Below are 2,732 nucleotides of genomic sequence, written 5' to 3' on the forward strand. Positions count from 1 at the left end.
TCGAGGTTTCAGTCATTTCCGATAGATTCCCGCCTGCGCGGGAATGACGGATTTCAAGATTACGGTGTTGTCGGAATGCAACTGAACCGTCATTCCCACGAAAGTGGGAATCTATAGTGGATTAAATTTAAATCAGGACAAGGCAACGAAGCCGCAGACAGTACAAATAGTACGGCAAGGCGAGGCAATGCCGTACTGGTTTGAATTTAATCCACTATAGAACGCGGGGTTTGGGCAACTGTTTTTATCCGATAAGTTTCTGTGCGGACAGGTCTGGATTCCCGCCTACGCGGGAATGACGGGTTTCGAGATTACGGTGTTGTCGGGAATGACGGGTTTTAAGATTACGGCATTTGCCGTTTCGGGTACAGGAAAGGGGGTTTTCGGGTAAAATGGTACTCTTTTACCGGCTGTTGAAAAATATGTCTTCATCTGTTTCAAGTAAAACGCGCTATTGGGTATTGGCACTTGCCGCCATCGTGCTGGACCAGTGGTCGAAGTGGGCGGTGCTGTCGTCGTTTCAGTATCGGGAACGCGTCAATGTCATTCCTTCCTTTTTCGATCTGACGCTGGTGTACAACCCGGGTGCGGCGTTCAGCTTCCTTGCCGATCAGGGCGGCTGGCAAAAATACTTTTTTTTGGTGCTGGCGGTGACGGTGAGCGCGTATTTGGTACGCGCCATCTTGCGCGATGAGTTTGCAACCCTCGGCAAAACGGGTGCGGCAATGATTATCGGCGGTGCGTTAGGCAATGTCATCGACCGCCTGATACACGGTCATGTCGTCGATTTCTTATTGTTTTATTGGCAAAATTGGTTTTATCCCGCCTTTAATATTGCCGACAGCTTTATCTGCGTCGGTGCGGTGTTGGCAGTGTTGGACAACATCGTCCACCGTAAAACCCAAGAAGAAAAATATTGATGCCGTCTGAAAACGGAATACCGGGCTTATGAACGAGAAAACCATCATCCTTGCCAATCCGCGCGGCTTCTGCGCTGGTGTGGATCGGGCAATCAGTATTGTCGAACGTGCTTTGGAAGAGTTCGGCGCGCCGATTTATGTGCGCCACGAAGTCGTTCACAACAAATTCGTCGTGGACAACCTGCGTGAAAAAGGTGCGGTGTTTATTGAAGACTTGGCGGAAGTGCCGCCGGGCGCGACACTGGTTTATTCGGCACACGGCGTATCGAAGGCGGTGCGGCAAGAAGCGGCGGAGCGCGGTTTCCGCGTGTTTGATGCGACTTGCCCGCTGGTGACGAAAGTGCATAAGGAAGTCGCCCGACTGGATGCCCAAGACTGTGAAATCATCATGATCGGGCATAAGGGGCACGTCGAGGTTGAAGGAACGATGGGGCAGCTTGCGCCGGGCAAAATGCTTTTGGTCGAAACGGTCGGAGATGTGGCAAAACTCGAAGTCAGAAACCCCGACAAACTCGCCTATGTCAGCCAAACCACGCTCTCGGTCGATGAAACCAAAGACATCATCGCCGCGCTGAACGCGCGTTTCCCCAATATCCGCAATCCGCACAAGGAAGACATCTGCTATGCGACGACCAACCGGCAAACCGCCGTCAAAGAGCTGGCGGAACAGTGCGACATCGTGATTGTGGTCGGTTCGCCCAATTCGTCCAACAGCAACCGCCTGCGCGAAGTGGCGGCATCGCGCGGAATCGATGCGTATATGGTGGATAATGCAGGCTACCTGCAACGCGCGTGGTTTGAGGGCAAAAACAAAGTCGGCGTAACGGCAGGCGCGTCCGCGCCCGAAGTGTTGGTGCAGGAAGTATTGGCAACCATACGCGGATGGGGGCACGAAACCGTGCGCGAAGGGGAGGGTACGGAAGAAAGCATCGTGTTCGTCCTGCCCAAAGAGTTGCGCCGTGAGGGCGAAACCAAACCCGATTTGTGCAAACGTTGAGCAAGCGTTGAATGTTTGGGCAACACAAATGCCGTCTGAACAGGCTTCAGACGGCATTTTTGCCGCGTGCCGGATGCGGAAACCGATCAGGCGTAATGTCGTGCAAGAAAACCGGGCAGTTCGGACAAGTCGTCCAATACGGCGAGATGTGGTGCGCCAAGGAGCTGTTCGCGCGAATGTGCGCCGGTGGTAACGCCGACTGCCGCCGCCCCCGCGTTTGCCGCCATATGCAGGTCGTGCGCCGTATCGCCGACGACCAATGCCTCTTTCGGGTCGAGTCCCAGTTCGCCGCAAAGTCCGAATACCATTTCGGGCGAGGGTTTGGAGGGATATTCCCCCGCGCAGGCGGTGGCGAGCCAATAGTCGCCGGTGGCGGTTTGGCTGACGGCGTTGTCCAAGCCCGCCCGCCCTTTGCCCGTGGCGACGGCAAGCCGGAAGCCTTGCGCTTTGAGCTTGTCCAGACAGGGCAGTGCCTGAGGAAACAAGGACATATTGCGGTTGTTGGGATTGAGGTAATGTGCGGAATAAGTGCGTGTGATGTCGGCAATGGCGGTTTCAGACGGCATTTCGAGCAGGTCGCGGATGATTTCGGGCAGGCTGAGACCTTTGCAAAATTCCTTTCCCTCCCGACAGCCGAAACCCAAACACAGGTTTTCGGCTGTTTTCGGCTGTTTTCGCCCCAAATACCTCCTAATTTTACCCAAATACCCCCTTAATCCTCCCCGAATACCCGATAATCAGGCATCCGGGCTGCTTTTTAGGCGGCAGCGGGCGCACTTAACCTGTTGGCCGCTTTCAACAGGTTCAAACACATC

3 protein-coding genes are annotated in these 2,732 nt (G+C 54.5%); 2 read left to right on the top strand and 1 reads right to left on the bottom strand.

Annotated features, from left to right (window positions below; translation table 11 throughout):
- Positions 1-392 precede the first annotated feature (392 nt).
- Together lspA and ispH are read left to right on the top strand one after the other, a co-directional pair.
- Positions 393-920, top strand: coding sequence for a signal peptidase II (lspA, locus tag HMPREF2959_RS07820; protein WP_002261350.1), 528 nt, complete (start codon positions 393-395; stop codon positions 918-920).
- Between the two features lie 28 nt (positions 921-948).
- Complete coding sequence (gene ispH / locus HMPREF2959_RS07825) at positions 949-1,917, top strand: 4-hydroxy-3-methylbut-2-enyl diphosphate reductase (RefSeq protein WP_002236409.1); 969 nt, start codon at positions 949-951, stop codon at positions 1,915-1,917.
- 86 nt (positions 1,918-2,003) lie between these two features.
- Here the strand turns inward: ispH and HMPREF2959_RS07830 are convergent, their stop codons facing one another.
- Complete coding sequence (locus HMPREF2959_RS07830) at positions 2,004-2,561, bottom strand: HAD-IA family hydrolase (RefSeq protein WP_070696629.1); 558 nt, start codon at positions 2,559-2,561, stop codon at positions 2,004-2,006.
- Positions 2,562-2,732: the final 171 nt, after the last annotated feature.

Source organism: Neisseria sp. HMSC070F02 (assembly GCF_001814225.1).
Taxonomy (GTDB): Bacteria; Pseudomonadota; Gammaproteobacteria; order Burkholderiales; family Neisseriaceae; genus Neisseria; species Neisseria meningitidis.

What these genes read in the sequence shown, in the direction of transcription:
- lspA (WP_002261350.1), top strand. Translation starts at nt 393, where the DNA reads ATGGTACTCTTTTACCGGCTGTTGAAAAATATGTCTTCATCTGTTTCA.
- ispH (WP_002236409.1), top strand. Translation starts at nt 949, where the DNA reads ATGAACGAGAAAACCATCATCCTTGCCAATCCGCGCGGCTTCTGCGCT.